The organism is Psychrobacter sp. VH5 (assembly GCF_050572635.1).
Classification (GTDB): domain Bacteria; phylum Pseudomonadota; class Gammaproteobacteria; order Pseudomonadales; family Moraxellaceae; genus Psychrobacter; species Psychrobacter celer.
This window is the reverse complement of record NZ_CP192145.1, coordinates 717684-733538: the sequence shown is the minus strand read 5'-3', so window position 1 is coordinate 733538 and position 15855 is coordinate 717684. Positions and strand designations below refer to the sequence as shown.

General features: G+C 48.5%; 12 protein-coding genes, 1 tRNA gene and 1 other RNA gene. 3 read left to right on the top strand and 11 right to left on the bottom strand.

From position 1 onward, the window contains the following. Positions 1 to 64 precede the first annotated feature (64 nt). From ACNFVB_RS03130 to coaD, 11 genes are all read right to left on the bottom strand, one after another. On the bottom strand, positions 65 to 2668 hold the full coding sequence (locus tag ACNFVB_RS03130; protein ID WP_430738067.1) for a capsular polysaccharide biosynthesis protein: 2604 nt from the start codon (positions 2666 to 2668) through the stop codon (positions 65 to 67). 82 nt (positions 2669 to 2750) lie between these two features. Next, on the bottom strand, positions 2751 to 4520 hold the full coding sequence (locus ACNFVB_RS03125; protein ID WP_430738066.1) for a polysaccharide biosynthesis/export family protein: 1770 nt from the start codon (positions 4518 to 4520) through the stop codon (positions 2751 to 2753). 71 nt (positions 4521 to 4591) lie between these two features. Then, positions 4592 to 5707: a capsule biosynthesis protein gene (locus ACNFVB_RS03120; protein WP_430738065.1), complete on the bottom strand. Its 1116-nt coding sequence runs from the start codon at positions 5705 to 5707 to the stop codon at positions 4592 to 4594. Continuing rightward, positions 5676 to 6347, bottom strand: coding sequence for an ABC transporter ATP-binding protein (locus ACNFVB_RS03115; RefSeq protein WP_075102002.1), 672 nt, complete (start codon positions 6345 to 6347; stop codon positions 5676 to 5678). The genes ACNFVB_RS03120 and ACNFVB_RS03115 overlap by 32 nt, the downstream gene beginning before the upstream one ends. A gap of 61 nt (positions 6348 to 6408) precedes the next feature. After that, on the bottom strand, positions 6409 to 7221 hold the full coding sequence (locus tag ACNFVB_RS03110) for an ABC transporter permease (RefSeq protein WP_207969427.1): 813 nt from the start codon (positions 7219 to 7221) through the stop codon (positions 6409 to 6411). A gap of 247 nt (positions 7222 to 7468) precedes the next feature. Then, a tRNA-Met gene (locus tag ACNFVB_RS03105) sits at positions 7469 to 7545 on the bottom strand. 172 nt (positions 7546 to 7717) lie between these two features. Further along, positions 7718 to 8074, bottom strand: an RNA gene (gene rnpB, locus ACNFVB_RS03100) — RNase P RNA component class A. Positions 8075 to 8160: 86 nt separating this feature from the next. After that, positions 8161 to 8886: a dethiobiotin synthase gene (bioD, locus tag ACNFVB_RS03095; RefSeq protein ID WP_430738064.1), complete on the bottom strand. Its 726-nt coding sequence runs from the start codon at positions 8884 to 8886 to the stop codon at positions 8161 to 8163. Next, on the bottom strand, positions 8883 to 10196 hold the full coding sequence (gene bioA / locus ACNFVB_RS03090) for an adenosylmethionine--8-amino-7-oxononanoate transaminase (protein WP_430738063.1): 1314 nt from the start codon (positions 10194 to 10196) through the stop codon (positions 8883 to 8885). Before bioA ends, bioD begins: the two co-directional genes overlap by 4 nt. Positions 10197 to 10307: 111 nt before the next feature. Then, positions 10308 to 10556, bottom strand: a complete 249-nt coding sequence (locus ACNFVB_RS03085; RefSeq protein ID WP_192995924.1) for a YfhL family 4Fe-4S dicluster ferredoxin — start codon at positions 10554 to 10556, stop codon at positions 10308 to 10310. Positions 10557 to 10653: 97 nt separating this feature from the next. Continuing rightward, positions 10654 to 11172 carry a pantetheine-phosphate adenylyltransferase gene (gene coaD, locus ACNFVB_RS03080; RefSeq protein WP_075102063.1) on the bottom strand — a complete coding sequence of 173 codons (519 nt, stop codon included), beginning with the start codon at positions 11170 to 11172 and terminating at the stop codon, positions 10654 to 10656. 223 nt (positions 11173 to 11395) lie between these two features. On the opposite strand from coaD, the gene smpB reads away from it, so the two are divergent. The 3 genes from smpB to ACNFVB_RS03065 all read left to right on the top strand — a co-directional run bounded on the left by smpB (position 11396) and on the right by ACNFVB_RS03065 (position 15734). Next, a complete protein-coding gene (gene smpB / locus ACNFVB_RS03075; protein ID WP_075101997.1) occupies positions 11396 to 11872 on the top strand; it encodes an SsrA-binding protein SmpB in 477 nt (158 codons plus the stop codon). Between the two features lie 398 nt (positions 11873 to 12270). Next, the gene (locus tag ACNFVB_RS03070) at positions 12271 to 13035 is read left to right on the top strand and encodes a hypothetical protein (protein ID WP_430738062.1); all 765 of its coding nucleotides are present in this window, start codon (positions 12271 to 12273) and stop codon (positions 13033 to 13035) included. Positions 13036 to 13277: 242 nt separating this feature from the next. Beyond that, the gene (locus tag ACNFVB_RS03065) at positions 13278 to 15734 is read left to right on the top strand and encodes a YgiQ family radical SAM protein (RefSeq protein WP_430738061.1); all 2457 of its coding nucleotides are present in this window, start codon (positions 13278 to 13280) and stop codon (positions 15732 to 15734) included. Positions 15735 to 15855: the final 121 nt, after the last annotated feature.

Genomic DNA, 15855 nt, shown 5'->3' with positions numbered 1-15855 from the left:
AGGCAATTATACCTAAAAAAGGCATGATTGTCGCAGGGGATTTACGTTGATTGTTGAGATAAGGTTAGTGCGGTTTATTACTTAGACGCTGTTGCCACTGATGGCGATACTGCATAAAACGCGTCGCGGCGCGGCGTTTTAATTGGGTAGGCGTTGGTAATAAAGCGCGCATAGGGCTCTTGGTGCTGGGAGTAATGAAAGCCTCTGAACTGACCATCAAAGCATCGTCATCAGGCGGGTACAAATAGTCGATGACCTGCTCCACTTGCGCCAGCCCGTGGCCATTTGGCAGGCGATATAACGGGTAGCGAATCAGAGTACAATACAATAGCTGCTCAAGCGATAAAGGAGTGGCGCGATTACGTCTGGTCAGATACTGAGATTTTGGCGGCAGCTGCGCGTCGATATCTGTGGTCAGCCCCCACCCTGCATAAAACGGCAGACCATAACACGTCACACTCAAACCGCGAAGCAGCGCCTCAAAACCTGTCAACGAGCTGATGGTATGCACCGCATTGACCCCTTCTAGGCAGTCAGGCATCGCGGTATCATAAGCGACCGCATTTACCAGCTGTAAGCCATCAGCACCTACCTTGCCAGCGCGCAGCCCTGCCTCCACATCAGGATGCGGTTTATAAATGAGATATGCATCAGGATTGTCTTGCCTAACGCGCGCGATCAGATCACGGTTTTTTTTGATCATTGACCCGCAGTGCTGCACTGAGAGATCATCTTCTACTTGTCCAACGATGAGGAGGCGACGCTTGCCAGACTGCTTTGCCTGTATGAGCCAGCTGCCATCATGACTTGCCTGACGACTGATGCTCGCACCCACATTGTATTTACTGACTCGCTGGGTGAGCAGTTTGGTTTGTAGGTTTTGGACGCGCTGACGCTGCGACTGACTTAGCGGCTGACAGTGGCGTAGCAGCGTCTCCAAATCCGAGGGCGCGGTGGCGTCGTAATAGATGCCTTGTCTGTCTATCACCACAGATAAAGGCGCCAGTAGCGTTGCGCCTAGACCGTTGGAGCGGATAAAACCATCTTCCATACAGTAGATAGCTGGGCTATCTGCACCAAAACCTATCTGCTTGCGCTGGCGTTTTTGTTGTACCTGCTGCCGCTTTGCTAAGCCCCAAACCAGTAACGGCTGCTGATAATCCACCCGTAAATGATCGGGATGCAGCAGGTTTTTTAGGCGAGGTTTTGGTTTTATAAACAAATCGGTACGCGGCAGATCCACAAAAGCCTTAACAAATGGCAGCTTCCAGCGGCTAAATTCATAAGCCGTCAAACGACCTGCCAGCTGCGACTGCCAGTGACGGTTGGTCACCAGCCACTCAATCGCCGCCTCTATGTCGCAAGCTTTGCTGCTCGCAGGATCGACATAGTGACTATAATCGACATAAGCGCTATAAAACAACACCTCTAAAGTTGCGCTCACGTTTCTCGCCATATTGGCTTTAGACGTCGTTTGAGAAAAAGCTGGTGGAAACAAGGCTGAATTAGGCTGTGGTTTGGACGGCGGCAAACCCTTCGCAAAGTTTTGACGACGGTCCATGACAGTATGATACAAGCGTTTGGGCGCACCGCTATCATCTGTCAGCCCCCAGCCACTATACCAGTTGACCCCAAAGCAGTGCACCTGCTTGCCGAGCATCAGCGCCTCAAAACCCATATGCGAGCTGACTGTATACACATGATCGACCTGCGTCAGTAAGGCGATAGGATTGAGCACCTGTGTCAACACCTGCACATTTTTGGGTAACTTGAGACCAGTCAGATAGCCTGTGCGGGCAGCAGGGTGTGCTTTTATCCAAATATGGGCATTCGGATGATTGCGGCAAGCGGCTTTTAGCATACGTCTAAACTGACGTTTATCTGCACCAGCCCCTTTGACAGAGGCATCGCCTGCGACTTGATCGATTAATAAGATATGTGCCGGCCGAGGAGTGTTTGCGGTACTGGCGACTTTTCGCTTTGCCGCTTTACTGTTTGCCAACTCATTGAGTGAGGGGCAAGTCGTCACCGCATTATATTTACTCAGCTTTTCTGCGCAAATGCGTGACATCAGCTGCTGAGCACGACTGTGATGCAGCGCATGATGCCCAGCACTGTCACGATTGTTATGAGTGTTATGATTGTCAAAACTGGCACGAGCAACGATAAGCTGCTCTAAGCGCGAGCTTTGGGTCAAATCAAAATAAATACCCACATCATCGACAACCACACTGACAGCGTGGCGGCTACTGATGCCAGAGTCTAATGAGCGCAAAAATCCGTCTTCGATACTCAGCACAGCACAGCTTTGTTTGCTGGCGGCTTTGTGGGCGCGCTGAAAGCTTTTTTTGCGTCCCCAACCGATAAAAGCCTCAGGCTGAGGCTTCGATATGGTTTTGATCTGATTCTTGATACGGCTTGGTAAGGGCAACCTAGACAGCAGTGATGCAGCAGGAGCCGTGACACCTTGTTGCCTCGCTGACCACGGATACCAGCGCTGAATATCAGCATGCAGCACTTGTGGTAGCAAAAGATTATTACGCTGCATACCTTTACCAATCACCGCCAGTTGCATCGGCCGCAAGCGCTGGGTTAAGGGCAAAAACAGCGTATCATCAAAGGCCGATATAGAGGCGTTTTTGCCTTCATCTGTGACGCTGTTTGCCATTATTTCCCCTTGTCAATCAGTGATTTACCAATCACTGATATTTTAGTATAAACACCTTATCCTATAAAACACCTATCAGTCGTTATAGATCCAGCACCACTTTTGCAGCGATGGCCAACTGATAGAAAATCTGCGACAGTCCGCGCGCAATCTCTACTCGTTTGGTTTTAACCTTTGGCAATACCATAATCTCATCGCCTTGCTGGATACGATAAGCGGTATTCACCACTTCGCTGGCGCCATTTTGATGGACAACCAAAATCTCTTTGGTATCTGCATTATCACCGAAGCCGCCTGAATTGGCCACATAATCGCCGACGGTATAATCTGGGTTAAAGGTCAACGCCCCTTGCGCGCGTACCTGTCCATTGACCGTAATCACAGACGTCTGCGCGGGGATCTCGATGACATCGCCTTGCTGAAGGATAATGTCTTGCCATGAGTTTGGCACCACAACGATCTGACCATCTGGCTGTACATTTCGCGCTTTTGCCACAAACTGCTTGACCAAAGCGGCATCATCTTGACGCAGTGCGGCCTCTTCACGAGTCGTTGACTGCGTGGCAAGTGTCAGCTCTTCTAGGCGATCAAGCGACTCATTGATCATGCGTTTTTGCTGCTCAGCGACTGACTGACGATAAATGGTCAAATGTGTCAACTTAGCCAGCGGGCTTGGTTGTAATTGCGGCACGATGTCTTTGAGACGGGCACCGTATGGTACGACCATCGCACCATTACCTGTATGCGCCCCTTTTACCTGCACAGCAATGGTGCCGGCGTAACGATCGGACGTTACCACCATTTGATCGCCATTATAAACAGGTACGTTTTGCGCCTCTGCCAGTGAGTAATACTCCGCTGTCTGGGCGCGGCCTGCACTGCGGGTAATACTGACGTTGGTAGCGTTTGCGGCAGGATTGGCCACTTGCAAGACATCACCGATGGTCAGATCGTTGACATCAAACTCAAAGGTATATTCGTTTTGTACCTCACCACTCACGGCAAAGGTTTTTTTCTGCGGGGCCACTGTAATCACATCACCATCACGAAAGGCAAAAGGCTGCAACTTACCGGCCAATAAAAAATCATAAAGATTGACTTGCTGAAGCATTTGGCCATTGCGTTTGATCTGAATGTCGATAAAGCTGCCGCGTGTTGGGTCGACGCCGCCCGCCCTGTCGAGATAAGACAGCACCGAGTCCGCCGCCAGCCCGCCATAATAACCAGGCTGCTTGACAAAACCGGTGACAAATACTTTGACCGGCTGTGCTTGCTCTAAAGAAGCATAGACGCCGACGTTTGAGCGATAAATACGATTGACCGCGCTTTTGACCACGTTTTGTAAGTTGCCGTTTTGAACCCCAGCGATACGTACCGGACCGACGTTTGGCAAGAAAATATTGCCTTGTGGATCGACTGTCATGGTGGAGGCAAATTGATAAGCGCCCCACATGCGTACTTGGACATTGTCGCCTGGATTTATCACATAGCTATCGTTAAAGGTCGAGCCGGAGGTGGTCGAAAAAGCCCCGCGAAATAGCTGCTCACCAAACATCATGTCTTGGGTGTTGATGTCTTGGTAAGGGCGGGTGGTGTTAATAACCGACTGACTAGGCAAGCTGGCGGCATTCACCGCTTCTTGGGTGGTGGCCTGTCCAGGTACACCGCCAGCAAACGCTTGGGTTGAAACATTGATATTATTGCGATTTTGATCTTGGCTGGCATTATTGGCGCTTGTACCAAAGCTAGAGCCTGCCATTTGCTCAGCATAACTGACGGCGTTTGCTGACATGCTCGTAGCAGCCATCGCCACACTTATCATCATCACGATCGCACGTGGTTTCGTATTCATGAATTATATTCCTTTACTGATCTGTCGATCATTAGTGATATCTGGTCGGTCAAAGCTGGCAGACCGCAAAACTAGCTACGATGATCGCGGACAACGGCCATCACCAAGCGCACAAAACCGTAGAATATCAATAACAATATAAGTGATGTCCAAATGATATAAGCGCGGCGTGGATACAACGCTTCTTCGGCCTCATAAGGGGTTGAGATCACAATCAGGTTTTTCATCTTTTTAAAGGCTTCTAGGCGCGCCTTTTCAAGTGATGATAGCGATAGCTTATACAGCTCTGTGGCAAAGTCCACATCCGCTTTGATGGTCTCAAACTGCACCGCTTGACGGTTTAGCTTGGTGGTATTTGGCGAGGTCAGCTTGGTTTGCTCTTGACGAATTTGCGCTTCAATCGCTTTGATTTGGCTTCTGATCGACACCACTTGCGGCGCATCAGGATTGAGATAGCTAAGCAGTTGCCGCTCCTCAGTACGTAGAGAGCTCAGCTGTCCTTGTAGGCTGCCAATCAGCTGATTGATAATCTGGGCGTTGGCCTGCGGGTCATAAATCTCATTTTTATTTTGATAGTTTAATAGCTGCTCTTTGGCGTCGTTTAGGCGATCTTGTGACTCTTCTAATTGGGTTTCGGCAAACACCAACTGATCACGCGCAACTTCTTGTGAGATACGGTTTACGAATTGCTCAGACTCGTTCAAGATGGTTTTGTTTAGCTCAAACGCATAGCGTGAATCAAAGGCTTCTGTCGCCACCGACAGCACATAGCTTTGCTCATCAAGGTTGATGTGTACCCGCTTTTTGAAGTAATCGAGTAGCTCTTCTTGCGTGGCATCCGGATCAATCTCATAGATGGGGTCTGAACCATCGACATAATAAGCCTCGCGAAACTTAAACTTATCATCAAGGCGCTTGACCATATCATTCGATAAAATGTACTCCGTCAGATAGGTGGCGTCTTCTTTGCTGGTGCTATTGACACCCAGTAGCGCAGACAGACCACCACCGGACGGCACACTTGACTCGCTGACTTGCTTTACTACCACATCAGCGGTCGATATATAACGCGGATGAGCCAGCGTCATGACATAAAATATCACGAGCACCCAAGGCAGTATGACTAAGCCGATAAATAACGAGAGGTTAATTATCTTACTTTTTTGCTTTGTGGATATGCTTTTCATAAACCTCAATCGCTTCTGTTGTATCTTCAAAGACGTGTGCTGTCTGATCCATTAATACAATACCAATATCGCAGTTACGCTTAATATCACCGATATTATGCGACACTATCAAAAACCCTGCTTGCTCTCGGCGGGCGGCCAAAATCTCTTCGCTGCGCTTACGAAATGCCGCGTCACCCACCGCTCCGGCTTCATCGAGCATATAATAATCAAAATCAAACGCCAGACTCAGCCCAAAGGTCAAACGAGCCTTCATACCAGATGAGTAGCTTTTGACCGGCATATCAAAATAGTTACCAATATCTGCAAACTCTTCGACAAAACGAATTTTTTCATCAATATAGGCCCCGCTAGAATACAGCCGGCACACAAAGCGGACGTTTTGCCGACCCGTCAAACTGCCTTGAAAGCCTCCTGCCACACCGACTGGCCATGAGATGGTAGAGTCGGTGATGATCTCGCCATGGTCTGGCTCATCAAGTCCGCAAATGATACGCAGCAAGGTTGACTTACCCGCGCCATTACGCCCGAGCAAGCCAACGCTTTGCTTATCACCAATGGTCAGATTGAGATCTTTAAAAAGATAATGCCGACCTTTTTTTGTCATAAATGACTTAGAAATATTTTTAACTTCAATCATTTATTTACCATAAAATAAAACTAGATATTATAAATATCATAAAAATGAAACACTACGAGCTTTATTTTGAGCGTATTAGATCTTTTTCTACCGCTTTATACATGAGTAGACCTAAGAAGTTGACAGCCACTGTCCACTTCAAAAAATAGGTGATATCAATATGATAAGCGGGATAATTAGGGGCAAAAGCATGCCTGATCAGTTCGATATTATGAATAAAAGGATTGTAAAGCAGGTAGCTAAAGTATGGCTCTGGTACCACATGAATCGGGTAAATAATGCCAGAAGCAAAGTACAAGATGGTAAATATAATGGTAATCACCTTGCTAATCTCACCACCATAATAACCAATAACCATCATCATCAGTGCAATGCCAAAACTAAATAAAAACAGTGTGATCCAGCAAAACAATACGATGTGTAGATTCTCTAAGCTGGCATAAATATCAAAAAAAGCCAAACCAACTAACAAAATAATCGAGGTAATAAAGTAGATGATCAGCTCTAATACCGATCGAGCAATAATGACATCGATATGACGTATCGAGCGATACATCAACAAGCCTTTGTTTCCTTCAACAGCGCCTAATGCTCTCGTCGCTATCGTTTGAAACATGCGAAAAGGCACCATGCCTGTCACCAAAAACAGCGGAAAACCCATCCCTGGTAAAGCGCGCTCAATAATCACGCCAAAGATAACCAAAAAGATAAGCACTTGGAACAAGACTTCAAGTGGTGCCCATAGATAGCCCAGACGATAGCCACCAAAGCGCGTCTGTAGCTCACGCATCAGCAACGCATGAAATGCCGCACCCATGACTTTAAGGCCACTACGGTGCTTGATGGGACGATAAGGAGGCAATTGTACAGACATGGCGTTACAGGACTTTACCGAAAACAGCCCCTATGATAAGTAAGCAGGACACAAGTTACAAGAAGTAATCTGTGAGTAAACCGATAAACCAATGATATAGCAAGAAATCCGTAAGCTTAATGGCTCTTTTATAAGCGGCTTCATGATAAAAAGCCATCAGCCTGACAGAGTTTTTAAGTTATTTTAGGCAAAAAAAAACCAATCATGAAAGATTGGCTTTTTAAAACTGATTAGGTTTTATGATATATGGTGGCGATGGAGAGACTTGAACTCTCGACCTCACGATTATGAGTCGTGCGCTCTAACCAGCTGAGCTACATCGCCATTTAAGGCTCGGTATAATACCGATAGAGGTGGATACCGTCAACCCCTAATTGGCTTTTTTTGCAAAAAAAATGAATTTTATTCATATTAAGCGCAAAAACATCACTGCTAACTATACAAACGAAGCGTAAAAACAATGCTTAAACACAACGCTTAAAAAACGAAGCATAAAAAAGTTGGTAGACCGATAAGCCGGGTTCTGTCGTGGACGATCATTCCTCTAGGCGCATCATCGCTGATACGCTCAAGCAACCTACCCGCATCGAACGCGGGCCGCGCCATGCCGATGCCTATTTGGTCTTGCTACGCGTGGAGTTTACCATGCCGTGCACCATTGCTGGCCACGCGGTGCGCTCTTACCGCACCCTTTCACCCTTACCTCGCTTGCGCGGGGCGGTCTCCTCTCTGCTGCACTGGTCGTCAGGTTACCCTGCCCAGCCGTTAGCTGGCACGCTGCCCTATGTAGCCCGGACTTTCCTCCCCTGCGCATCTGTTGCCAGTGTGCAGCGGCGATCGCCTAGTCTACCAAGGGCGCCAGTATAGCAAACCCAAGGCTCATCTGGGAATATCTTTTGTGACTAATTTTGCCTCGTCAAATAATCGCTTGTAGCCGCCTCAGACAAAACCATTTGGTAAATAAAAATCTGGCAGAGTGTGGCGTTGCTTATCTTGCTTTATATAGGGCAGGGTCAGCCAGTACGTGTCCGAATGGTACCGCTGCAGATGGTGCTGTAAAAATGCCATGGTACTCGTCGCAATCTCAGGATCTGTCTGCGCCGCATTATCATGAATGGGATTATAAATCACGCTATGCAGCGTTAAACCGCGTGCTTTGATAGCCTCAAGGCTAAGCAAAGTATGATTGATACTGCCAAGGCGACCCGAGGTCACCAAAACCACTGGATAGCCTTGGGTGGCAATATAATCTAGCGTCAGTAATTGCTCGGTTATGGGTACGAGCAAACCGCCTGCCCCTTCTAGCAACACCACATCGTAGTTTACTTGCAATTGCCGCGTCGCCTGAGTGATGACATCAGGGTCTAACACATCATCGGCCAGTCTGACCGCCAGATGCGGCGACGCTGGTTTTTTATAACGATAAGGGCATGTGGTGTGAGCAAGGTCACACGGCTGTAGCGGTACATCCATCAACTGGCGATGAGTAACAATATCATCAGCAATATTCATCTCACCACTGGCCAAATCAACCCCAACGCCCGTTTGTACCAGCTTTTGGGTGATGATATTTATGCCCTGCTGCATCAAGGCCTTAGCCAGCATACCGGTGGCGTAAGTTTTGCCAATGTCGGTGTCTATACCGGAGATAAATAGCACACTCATATAGCCGCTCTATTAGTGACACAAGTTTGATTTAAATAAGAGGTAACGACGGTCAGTAGTGACTGACATAGCGTCACCAGCTCATCATCCGTCATGACAAAGGGCGGCATGATATAGACCAATTTACCAAAGGGTCTGACCCAAATACCATTTTTGATCAGTAAGGATTGGAAAACAGGCATATCGACCGCTTTATCCAATTCAATGACGGCGACCGCGCCCAAACAACGTACCTCTTTGACACCATCCAATGTCGCTGCTGGCGCAAGCTGCGACTCCATAACGGCTTGCATATCTGCCGTACGCCTCTCGATATCATAAGACAAAATCAAATCAATCGACGCACAAGCGACCGCGCAGGCCAGCGGATTACCCATAAAGGTGGGCCCATGCATCAGTGCAGGATAATCGCTGTGATGAATGGTATCGGCAATATGGCGGGTGCATAAGGTGGCCGCAAAGGTCATATAGCCGCCCGTTAGCGCCTTACCCACGGTCATAATATCGGGGCTGATATCGGCGTGCTCACACGCAAAAAGCTTACCACTACGGCCAAAGCCTGTGGCGATCTCATCGGTAATCAACAGCACATCATGTGCATCACATAACTGCCGCAGTAATTGCAAATACTCTGGATTATAAAAGCGCATGCCGCCTGCGCCCTGAATGACAGGCTCGATAATGAATCCGGCAAGCTGAGCGCTATGTTTAGCAAAAAACTGGGTTAATTCATCGCGCACGTCTTGCGTTAATTTATGTTCAAATCCCAATGGCGGGGCAGAAACAAAATGCTGCACCGGCAGCTGCTTACCGTATAAGCTATGCATGCCATTGATAGGATCGCAGACGCTCATCGCATGCCAGGTATCGCCATAATAGCCTGAATGCGTCGAGGCAAACTGGCACTTTTGCGGACGCTGAGCAGCAATCTGATACTGTAGCGCCATCTTTAATGCCACTTCCACCGCGATACTGCCGCTATCAGCATAAAAAACAGCATCGAGGCCTGCTGGTACGATGGAGAGCAGTTTTTCACCCAAGTCTATCGCCGGCTGATGGGTCAAGCCCCCAAACATCACATGCGCCATTTTGCCGAGCTGATGAGTCATTGCCGCATTGAGCACCGGATGGTTATAGCCATGCACGCTTGCCCACCATGACGACATGCCATCTATGAGACGCGTGCCATCTTGAGTGACGATATAGATACCTTCGGCATGGTCAATGACGATATTTGGATAAGTGGGCGGCAAGCTGGCATAGGGATGCCACAAGTGCTGGTGGTCGAAGTCGCTGGTAGGCATACTCATCGTCCGCTCGCAAACGAAAAGTATGTATGTTGAAAAAAGTGTATGGGCAATTGAATATCCGTATTCATCATATTATTCCTAGGCTTTGTTGGACAGCAGCATCTCAGCGCATTATTGACCAGTGATACGCTTGTATTTGGCCAATAAATCGCTTTCACTCTCGACATGATCGGGGTCTTTTGGAATACAGTCGACAGGACAGATGACCACGCATTGCGGCTCATCGAAGTGACCGACACACTCTGTACACAGGTCAGGGTCGATCACATATATATCATCGCCCTCAGAGATGGCCTCGTTTGGGCAAGCAGGCTCGCAGACATCACAGTTGATGCATTCGTCAGTGATTAACAATGCCATAAACTGCTCCTTATGTATGACTAATAACAAGCGCGGCAGATTACTCTGGCGAGTTTGGTGAAGGATAAAATAACTGTCAGCAGATAAACGGTGACGGCTAGTTAAGCGTGAGCTTTTTGGCAAAAGCTTGCGAGACACAAGGTGGCACAAATTTATTGACATCGCCGCCAAGCTTGGCAATCTCACGAATCATCGTCGATGAGATAAACGAGTAGTTTTGCGATGGCGTCAAAAACACCGCCTCAAAATTTTCATCGAGCTCGCGGTTCATATTGGCCAGCTGAAACTCATACTCAAAATCCGACATCGCACGCAGGCCACGCAAGACGGCAGTGGCACCTTGCAGGCGCATAAAATCCACGAGCAGACCTTCAAAACCCACCACCGACACTTGCGGCAAATCTGCAAACACCGTCTCGACCAAAGCCACCCGCTCCTCAAAACTAAACAGCGGTTTTTTGTGGTGTCCTGATGCCACGGCAATGACCACCTCATCAAATAATTTGGTCGCGCGCGTCACCAAATCGACATGGCCATTGGTAATGGGGTCAAAGGTGCCAGGGTATAAAATCTTGGTCTGAAGCTTTGAAGCATGGGCGACATTTGCTGAATTCATAGCAGTGCTAATCTGGTCGTTAATGATACTGCACATGCTAGCAAATTTTGCCTACATTTAATACTTATCTGCTACATTTGTCCTAACAGCCGATTTACCTTTTGCCTCTTTGCTTTGCTACAATAAGCGCTTCGACTCATCTCACATAGTAGGCCCGCCGATGGTCTTAGATGAGGAATGGTAAGACAAGGATGCAGCGCACTGACATCCTGATGGAGAATTTATGTCAAAAAAAGCAAAAAAACCAGACAATCAAATCTGCGCCAATAAAAAAGCGCGGCACGAGTATTTTATCGAAGAAACCTTTGAGGCAGGCTTGTCATTGCAAGGCTGGGAAGTCAAGGCCATTCGTGCAGGTAAAATGTCCATCACCGAGGCTTATATTACCTTTCGTAATGGTGAGGCTTTCTTGTTTGGTGCTCATATCCAGCCTCTGCTATCTAGCTCGACGCACATTAGCCCGGATAGCATCCGTACCCGTAAACTGCTGCTCAATCGCCGCGAGATCGACAAATTATATGGCGCGGTCAATCAAAAAGGCTATGCTTGTGTGCCGCTGTCTTGCTACTGGAAGCGCTCGATGGTCAAGTGTCAGATCGCCCTTGCCGTCGGTAAAAAGCAACACGATAAACGTAAAACCTTAAAAGACCGCGACTGGGAGCGCGATAAGCAGCGCGGCTTTAAACAGCATTTGGATTAAATGCTCTGGCAGGCTCTGCTCCTATCGAGCTGATAAACAGGACGATTTACCATCGCGTAAACCGTCCTGTTTTATTATATAGTCGATACACTCTAAAAATGTCATAGCGCTACTGGGATGAATTTTGCGCAGCCTCTGGGAACGCAGCACGCAAGTAAAATTTATACCAGTAGCGCGTTTAAATCCATAACAGTTTTACATTCAGCTAACTATAAATATCACCCAGTATATAATAGTCAGACCAATAACAGGCAGGACAACCGGTGCCAACAGCACTGTCATTTGCCGCCGTAAAACCTCTATTTGCAGTAGAAAAGTATTGGATAAACAAGGTAGGATATCTACAGAAAACCACCGTCATCTCCCCACAACAATATCGCAAACAAGGAAGTGCGACCATGACCCCATCAAAAACCCCACTCTCTCATAAGCTGCAAAGCATGAGCGCGGCCGTGTACCTAAACAGGTATCTAAAAGCCAGCTGTATAGGGCTATCGCTTGCAGCGCTACTTGCCAGCTCAGGCTGCGCTACCAGCGCACTACTAGAAAATGATCGTCATGTCAGCAGCCAAACCAGCAAAGAGATATTATCCGAAGATCAGATCGTCGCTTTTGGTCGCCCAGCTCAAGCGTTACCCAAAACGCCCAATGCTACCATGGTCATCGTCGGCGAAAAAAACAGCTATGTGTTGACGCAGGGCGGGACAGAGATGATCAGCTTACTGAGCACCCTGACACCTAAAAATATCCACGTCGATAATGACATGAGCTTTTATGTACCCGATAACGCTGGCGTTTTTCAAGGAGAGATGAAGCTGTCTTATGCCAAATTAAAAGACGAGTTTCAGCGCTCAGACTATCAGTTCTTTTTGCAAAATAATGGCCGTGACTGCACCACCACTAGCGACCAGCGCATCGATGCACAGCGCTTTTGCTTTAGCGTTCCTGTCAAAGGCGCTATCTATCCGCAAGTCAGCAATTTACGTTTGATTCAGTCCAATTACCGCTCACTCACCAAACCTTATACCGTCAGCTTTTATACACAAACAGAGCACGAGCAGGTCACTCGCCGCGGCCCTAATAGCGCCCAAAAACTGGTGTTACTGCCTTTTGCCTTAGCATTTGATGTGGTGACTTTTCCATTACAATTATTGGGCGATTAGCTTGTGTCTTTGACTAAAGCAGTCATGATTTTAAAACACGGTACAAACCAGCGGTTTGGCGACCGCCTTTACGCTCAATATTTTCACGCACTATCAATAACTTACCCTTCACTCATTAAAACGGCTTTATGACATCCTGAAGACAATTCATGTTAAAATGAGCGTTTTTTAATGAGCCGTTATTATTATTGATAAATAACGGCTTATTTTTTAGTGTCTCTTTTTATTTAACAGGTCCGCCCATGTCTGCCGATACCATCGCCCGCACCGCCTTTAAACAAGGCATCAAACCGCTTTATGATTATGACAAACACTGGGCGAGCTGCTACGAGCCTGCGCCTTATCTACCGATGAGCCGTGCTGAGATGGACGCGCTGGGCTGGGATGCCTGTGATGTCATTATCATCTCAGGCGACGCTTATGTCGATCACCCAAGCTTTGGTATGGCGATTATCGGTCGCTTATTAGAAGCGCAGGGCTTTCGCGTCGGTATCATCGCCCAGCCTGACTGGAAGAGCAAAGACGCTTTTATGGCGCTTGGCAAGCCAGTCTATGCGTACGGCGTGACCGCGGGCAATATGGACAGCATGATCAACCGCTATACCGCCGATCGCAAGATTCGTAGCGATGATGCGTACTCGCCGGGCAATGTGGCAAACAAACGCCCCGACCGCGCTGCGATCGTCTATAGCCAGCGCTGCCGTGAGGCCTATCCCGATGTGCCGATTATCCTCGGCGGTATCGAGGGCAGCCTTCGCCGTATCGCCCACTACGACTATTGGTCAGATAAAGTGCGCCGTAGCATCTTGCTCGACGCCCGCGCTGATGTTTTACTGTACGGCAATGCCGAGCGCGCCATCGTCGATGTGGTACATGGTCTGTCTAAAGGCTATACGTTTGAGCAGATGAGTAAGCTGCGAGGCACAGCGTATCTACTCTCGCCCAGTCGTCGCCATTGGCAAGCAGATATGACTGAGGTCGCCAGCAACGATGTCGATACCGTCGGCCGCGTCGATCCAATCATCAACCCGTACGTGATGACCGAGGACGTTGATAGCTGTAAAATCGAACAAGAAAAGCCTAGCGATTCGCCCGTTGGCCAAGCGATGACTGGTATGTCTGCCCAATACGCAGGATTTGTCGCAGAGCCCGTCACCAACAAAGTCTTAAATGCTGATCAAGTCGATACCGACACGCAAGTAGTACAGATACGCGGGTTTGATAAGATAAAAACAAACAAGCCGATGACCGCGCGGAAGCATAAGCTAAAAATGCCGCCACGTGATAAGACAGTGATTCGCCTGCCTGACTATGAGCACGTCAAATCAGACCCTGTGCTCTACGCGCATGCCAACCGTATCCTGCACTTAGAGACCAATCCCGGTAACGCTCGGGCGCTGGTGCAGCGGCACAACAGCGGCGGTGGTAACTCACACAGCGCCATCGATGTGTGGCTAAACCCGCCACCGATTCCGCTGTCCACCGAAGAGATGGATTATGTGTTTGATCTGCCCTATGCCCGCTTGCCGCATCCGAGCTATGGTGACGCACGCATTCCAGCTTATGACATGATTAAGTTTTCGGTCAATATCATGCGCGGCTGCTTTGGTGGTTGTACGTTTTGCTCTATCACTGAGCACGAAGGCCGCATCATTCAAAACCGCTCAGAGGACTCCATCCTACGTGAAGTCGAAGCCATCCGTGATACTGCGCCTAACTTCACAGGTGTCATCTCCGATCTTGGTGGCCCTACTGCCAACATGTACCGTCTCAACTGCAAAGACGAGACCATTGAGAAAAACTGCCGCAAGCCGTCTTGTGTCTATCCTGATGTCTGTGAAAACCTCATTACCGATCACAGCAACCTCACCCAGCTATATCGTAAGGCCCGTGATATCAAAGGTGTGAAAAAAATCCTAATCGCCTCAGGCTTGCGTTATGACTTGGCGGTCAAAGACCCTGAATATGTCAAAGAGCTGGTCAGCCATCATGTCGGCGGCTATCTAAAAATTGCCCCAGAGCATTCTGAAGAAGGCGTACTGTCCAAGATGATGAAGCCGGGCATGGGCAGCTACGACGAATTTAAAGCCATGTTTGAGCGCTTCAGCGCCGAGGCTGGCAAAGAGCAGTATCTGATTCCTTACTTTATCGCCGCCCACCCTGGCACCAAAGATGAGGACATGATGAACCTTGCGCTGTGGCTAAAGCGTAACGGCTACCGCGCCGACCAAGTGCAGGCGTTTTATCCTAGCCCCATGGCGACCGCGACCACCATGTACCATACCCACAAAGACCCGCTACACAAGGTCAGCCGTGAGGGTGGTGATATGGACATCGTCAAATCAGGCAAGCAGCGCAAATTGCACAAAGCCTTTCTTCGCTACCATGACCCAAAAAACTGGGCACTACTGCGTAAAGCGCTACAAGACATGGGCCGTAGTGACCTGATCGGTAAAAATCGCGGCTGCCTGATACCGCCATATAACGCCCATCTAGAAGGCCGTGATGCGGCGCAAGACAGCTACCATTCTGCACGCAAAAAGAACAGCCGCGTCGGCAACGATTCGCTCAAACGCAGCAACCGCGCCTCTGAGCGCCCAACGACCAAAAATACTGGGAACAAAAATAGCAAAAAGCGCGTCAGTAAAGGCAACTTTCAGACGCAGCATACAGGCCTGCCGCCGCGCAAGACTAAATAGTCTGGACGATGGCTAGAGTGGACTATCCCAAGCGCTGTTTGAGCAAAACGCCTGTCGACCAATTGTCGGCAGGCGTTTTTTGGTAATTGTAGGGTGTTATATCGAATTAACTATAAAATGT

Bases quoted from the DNA above. Each gene is read 5' to 3' on its own strand.
- smpB (WP_075101997.1), top strand. From the start codon at position 11,396: ATGTCAAAAAAAGCAAAAAAACCAGACAATCAAATCTGCGCCAATAAA.
- ACNFVB_RS03110 (WP_207969427.1), bottom strand. From the start codon at position 7,221: ATGTCTGTACAATTGCCTCCTTATCGTCCCATCAAGCACCGTAGTGGC.
- ACNFVB_RS03085 (WP_192995924.1), bottom strand. From the start codon at position 10,556: ATGGCATTGTTAATCACTGACGAATGCATCAACTGTGATGTCTGCGAG.
- ACNFVB_RS03070 (WP_430738062.1), top strand. From the start codon at position 12,271: ATGACCCCATCAAAAACCCCACTCTCTCATAAGCTGCAAAGCATGAGC.
- ACNFVB_RS03130 (WP_430738067.1), bottom strand. From the start codon at position 2,668: ATGGCAAACAGCGTCACAGATGAAGGCAAAAACGCCTCTATATCGGCC.
- bioA (WP_430738063.1), bottom strand. From the start codon at position 10,196: ATGAGTATGCCTACCAGCGACTTCGACCACCAGCACTTGTGGCATCCC.
- ACNFVB_RS03125 (WP_430738066.1), bottom strand. From the start codon at position 4,520: ATGAATACGAAACCACGTGCGATCGTGATGATGATAAGTGTGGCGATG.
- bioD (WP_430738064.1), bottom strand. From the start codon at position 8,886: ATGAGTGTGCTATTTATCTCCGGTATAGACACCGACATTGGCAAAACT.
- ACNFVB_RS03065 (WP_430738061.1), top strand. From the start codon at position 13,278: ATGTCTGCCGATACCATCGCCCGCACCGCCTTTAAACAAGGCATCAAA.
- ACNFVB_RS03115 (WP_075102002.1), bottom strand. From the start codon at position 6,347: ATGATTGAAGTTAAAAATATTTCTAAGTCATTTATGACAAAAAAAGGT.
- ACNFVB_RS03120 (WP_430738065.1), bottom strand. From the start codon at position 5,707: ATGAAAAGCATATCCACAAAGCAAAAAAGTAAGATAATTAACCTCTCG.
- coaD (WP_075102063.1), bottom strand. From the start codon at position 11,172: ATGAATTCAGCAAATGTCGCCCATGCTTCAAAGCTTCAGACCAAGATT.